We start from the raw sequence: 4502 nt of genomic DNA on the forward strand, positions 1-4502 counted from the left end.
GAGAAAAAGCGATGGTTGCGGATGCCTGAGCCGGATTAGTGTGCCTGAAAAATGGCTTTCCGATTAAAAACATGACAAAAACTGCATTTTCATACTTAAACCTATGCACGAGCCCCGCATCAAAGGGATAGTTCGTTCTGACATTCATGGTTGGGCGCTCTCAGAAGAGGCGATTCAATCTCCTAACCATCAAGCTTTCCCAACGGGAAATTCTGATCCAGTAAGCACGGTTTTGGTCTTTTCTCCATCTTGCTGGCCCGGTTATTAGCATCAACAGCTTTGTAATAACGCTTGCTTCGATTACGCTGAACTTCACGTAAGATCGTCGAAGGACTACGATTCAGCGTAGTAGCTATCGCACGAATGCTCATTTTGGCTGACAAACCGGCTCGTATTTCCTCACGCTCAGACAGCGTCAGGTGAGCTACAGCCCGCTTGCGCTCATTGGGTTTTATGCCGCCAGTATCTCTTAACATGGTGAAGATTGTTCCTAGTTTCGAACCCAAAATATTAGCTATTTCACTGAAGCTTGTTCCGTTCTTCCACAGTTCAAAAACAGATGATTTTTCCTTTGCTGTAAATGTCCGTCTCATTCAAAAACCCTCCGCAATCCCATGTTTTCACATGACTGTTGCGTTGACCAATTGAATCTACACCCGCAGGGGTTTTACCTTGTCGCTCCAGCCTGAGTTTATTGACCCAGCGAGTCAGAACGGAATCACTGACATTAACCGCTTCGGCAGCCTTAACGAATGTGTAGTGTTATTGAGGTGAGCATATCACCTCCGATCGGGTGGCCAGTATCAGTGTGCCACTACACTTAGTGGTTCCATAACGCCGGACTAACCTTTATTATCCCCAGCAATTGTTTCCGCCATTGAAGGACGGATGTCATGTATCAACCTGTCGCCTTATTTATCGGCCTGCGCTATATGCGCGGGCGCGCCTCAGACCGCTTCGGCCGGTTTGTCTCTTGGCTATCTGCCATTGGCATTACGCTGGGCGTGATGGCGCTGGTTACCGTGCTTTCCGTGATGAACGGGCTTGAGCACGAACTGGAAAAAAACACCCTCGGCCTGATGCCGCAGGCGTTAATCACCAGCGACACCGGCTCCATCAACCCGCAGCAGATCCCAGCCAGCAGCCTACATCTCTCCGGCGTCAGCCGCATTAAGCCGCTTTCCACCGGGGAAGTGGTGATGCAGAGCGCCGCCAGCGTGGGCATTGGCGTAATGCTGGGAATTAACCCCGATGAGCCAGACCCGCTGGCACCATATCTCTACAAAGTGCGTCAGCTGCAGCTGCAGCCGGGCCAGTACAATACGATTGTCGGTGCGCAGCTGGCACATCAGCTGGGCGTGCAGCGCGGCGATAAAATCCGCCTGATGGTGCCGTCTGCCACCCAGTTCACCCCGATGGGTCGTATTCCCAGCCAGCGTCTGTTTACCGTGATCGGCACCTTTGCCGCTAACAGTGATGTCGATGTCTACCAGATTTTGGTCAACCAGCAGGATGCATCGCGCCTGATGCGTTACCCGGCAGGCAATATCACTGGCTGGCGTCTGTGGCTGGATAAACCGCTGCAGGTTGACGTCATCAGCCAGCAGCCGCTGGCGAAAGGGCTGGTGTGGAAAGACTGGCGCAAGCGCAAGGGCGAACTGTTCCAAGCAGTGAAGATGGAGAAAAATATGATGGGGCTGCTGCTCAGCGTGATCGTCGCCGTGGCCGCCTTTAACATCGTTACCTCGCTTGGCCTGATGATTATGGAGAAGCAGGGTGAAATGGCTATCCTGCAAACCCAGGGGCTGACGCGCCGCCAAATTGTTGCCGTGTTTATGGTGCAGGGTGCCACCGCCGGGGTGGTGGGGGCGGTGCTCGGCGCGGTGCTGGGCGTACTGCTAGCCAGCCAGCTGAATAATTTAATGCCAGTCATCGGTGCCTTCCTTGATGGCGCCGCGCTTCCGGTCGATATTTCTCTGACACAGGTTGCCACCATCACCGTCACGGCGATTGTGGTGGCGCTGCTGTCCACGCTTTACCCTTCTTGGCGCGCGGCCGCCGTTCAACCCGCTGAGGCTTTACGTTATGAGTAACAACATCCTGTTGCAGTGCGACAACTTGTGTAAACGCTATCAGGAAGGCAGCGTGCAGACCGATGTCCTGCGCAACGTATCCTTCAGTGTGAAGCCGGGTGAAATCATGGCGATTGTCGGCAGCTCCGGCTCCGGTAAAAGCACCCTGCTGCACCTGCTGGGCGGGCTGGACACCCCGACCTCCGGTGAGGTGGTGTTTGACGGTAAATCGCTGAACGCCATGTCCTCAGCGGCGAAGGCCGAGCTGCGCAACCGCGAACTCGGCTTTATCTACCAGTTCCACCACCTGCTGCCGGACTTCAGCGCGTTGGAAAACGTTGCGATGCCGCTGTTGATCGGCAAAACGGCGAAGGTCGGGGCGCAGGCTAAGGCGCTGGCGATGCTAAAAGCGGTTGACCTGGATCACCGTGCCGTGCACCGCCCGGCAGAGCTTTCCGGCGGCGAGCGTCAGCGCGTGGCGATCGCCCGTGCGCTTGTCAACAGCCCTCGTCTGGTAATGGCGGATGAACCGACCGGTAACCTCGATGCGCACAATGCCAATGCCATTTTTGACCTGCTGGGTGAGCTGAACCAGACCCAGGGCACCGCTTTCTTGGTGGTGACGCACGACCTGAACCTGGCTAAACGCATACAGCGCCAGATGGAGATGCGCGACGGCATTCTGAGCGACCAGCTGCAGCTGGCAGGTAGCCTCTGATGGCTGGCTCTCTCTCTTTACTGCTCGGCCTGCGCTTTAGCCGCGGCCGTCGGCGCGGGGGCATGGTTTCGCTGATCTCGGTGATCTCCACCGTTGGTATCGCGCTCGGTGTAGCGGTACTGATCGTCGGGCTGAGCGCGATGAACGGCTTCGAGCGCGAGCTGAATAACCGTATTCTGGCGGTGGTGCCGCACGGCAAGATTGAACCGCAGGATCAGCCGTTTGTCGGCTGGCAGGCGATGTTGCCGAAGATCCGCCAGGTGCCTTGCGTGGCCGCCGCCGCACCCTATATCAATTTTACCAGTCTAATCGAGAGAGGCAGCAAGCTAGAAGCGGTGCAGGTGAAGGGCGTTGACCCGCAGCAGGAGAGCCAGCTCAGCGCGCTGCCTTCCTACGTGCAGAATAATGCCTGGGCCAGCTTCGCCGCGGGCAAGCAGCAGATCCTGCTGGGTCAGGGCGTTGCCGACAGCCTGAAAGTGAAGCAGGGCGACTGGCTGACGATCATGATCCCCAACAGCGACGCCGGGCATAAGCTGCTGCAGCCGAAGCGGGTGCGCCTGCAGGTGGCGGGTATCCTCAAGCTGAGCGGCATGCTCGACCACAGTCTGGCGCTGGTGCCGCTGGCCGATGCGCAGCAGCTGCTAAGCATGGGCGACAGTGTTACCGGGATTGCCCTGAAGGCCACCGATCCCTTTAGCGCGATGAGCGTGGTGCGGGCGGCGGGCGAAGTGACGCACGCTACCGTCTATATCCGCAGCTGGATTGGCACCTACGGCTATATGTACCGCGACATTCAGATGATCCGCGCTATTATGTATCTGGCGATGGTGCTGGTGATCGGCGTGGCCTGCTTCAATATTGTCTCCACGCTGGTGATGGCAGTGAAAGATAAGAGCAGCGACATTGCCGTGCTGCGCACCTTGGGGGCAAAAGATGGGTTAATCCGCGAGATCTTTGTCTGGTACGGCCTGCTGACCGGGCTGGTGGGCAGCGTCAGCGGGGTAGTGGTTGGCGTGTTGACCGCCCTCAATCTGACACCGATCATTCATGCGATTGAAGCGCTGACTGGCTATCATTTCCTTTCGGGGGATATCTACTTTATCGACTTCTTGCCTTCCAAGCTGCACTGGGGCGACGTCGGCATTGTGCTGGTGACTGCTCTGCTGCTGAGCCTGATCGCTAGCTGGTATCCGGCACGCCGCGCCAGCCTCATCGATCCGGCTCGCGTGCTAATGCTAAGTGGTCAATAAGCAACAGAGGCAGCGGTCAATCATCGCGGGGGCAGCATGTATTACGGCTTTGATATTGGCGGCAGCAAAATCGCCCTTGGGGTGTATGACACTCAGCGCCAGCTGGTCTGGCAGCACCGCGTTGTACACTGCAGGATGATTATCCGTAGCTGCTGGCGGTGCTGGAGCAGTTAACCCGGCAGCCATGAGCGGGTCAGTCCCGGCACCCTGCCGGGCCTGGGCCACATCCGCGATGAGCCCCAGTGGCGGCGTTACCTGAAGGCACAGTATGGCCGGCACTGGAAGGTACACTTCGCGAAGAAGACCCGGGGAGCCTGGCACAGCGTTAAATACCTCGGACGCTAGCTGAAACGACCGCCGGTGTCGGCTTCACGGCTGCGACACTACGCCGGCGGCGCGGTGGTCCACCACTACCTCGATCACCGCACGGGAAAGCATAAGCGCCAGACGCTGAGCCAGGAA

Annotated in this window: 3 protein-coding genes and 3 pseudogenes; 5 read left to right on the forward strand and 1 reads right to left on the reverse strand. The window is 57.5% G+C overall.

The genetic code is table 11. The annotated features are described in order from the left end of the window. Positions 1–191 precede the first annotated feature (191 nt). A pseudogene (locus BBW68_RS05275) lies at positions 192–593 on the reverse strand (helix-turn-helix domain-containing protein); the annotation flags it as partial. A gap of 300 nt (positions 594–893) precedes the next feature. Here BBW68_RS05275 and lolC point away from each other — a divergent pair. The 5 genes and pseudogenes from lolC to BBW68_RS15930 all read left to right on the forward strand — a co-directional run. After that, a complete protein-coding gene (gene lolC, locus BBW68_RS05280) occupies positions 894–2093 on the forward strand; it encodes a lipoprotein-releasing ABC transporter permease subunit LolC (protein WP_070134311.1) in 1200 nt (399 codons plus the stop codon). Further along, on the forward strand, positions 2086–2790 hold the full coding sequence (lolD, locus tag BBW68_RS05285) for a lipoprotein-releasing ABC transporter ATP-binding protein LolD (protein ID WP_070134312.1): 705 nt from the start codon (positions 2086–2088) through the stop codon (positions 2788–2790). Before lolC ends, lolD begins: the two co-directional genes overlap by 8 nt. Further along, positions 2790–4040 carry a lipoprotein-releasing ABC transporter permease subunit LolE gene (gene lolE, locus BBW68_RS05290; RefSeq protein WP_070134313.1) on the forward strand — a complete coding sequence of 417 codons (1251 nt, stop codon included), beginning with the start codon at positions 2790–2792 and terminating at the stop codon, positions 4038–4040. The genes lolD and lolE overlap by 1 nt, the downstream gene beginning before the upstream one ends. A 36-nt stretch (positions 4041–4076) precedes the next feature. Beyond that, positions 4077–4163 (forward strand): annotated as a pseudogene (locus BBW68_RS17670) (N-acetylglucosamine kinase); the annotation flags it as partial. Positions 4164–4262: 99 nt separating this feature from the next. Next, positions 4263–4502, forward strand: a pseudogene (locus BBW68_RS15930) (transposase); the annotation flags it as partial.

The sequence above is a fragment of the Candidatus Erwinia dacicola genome (genome assembly GCF_001756855.1).
In the GTDB taxonomy this organism is placed as follows: domain Bacteria; phylum Pseudomonadota; class Gammaproteobacteria; order Enterobacterales; family Enterobacteriaceae; genus Erwinia; species Erwinia dacicola.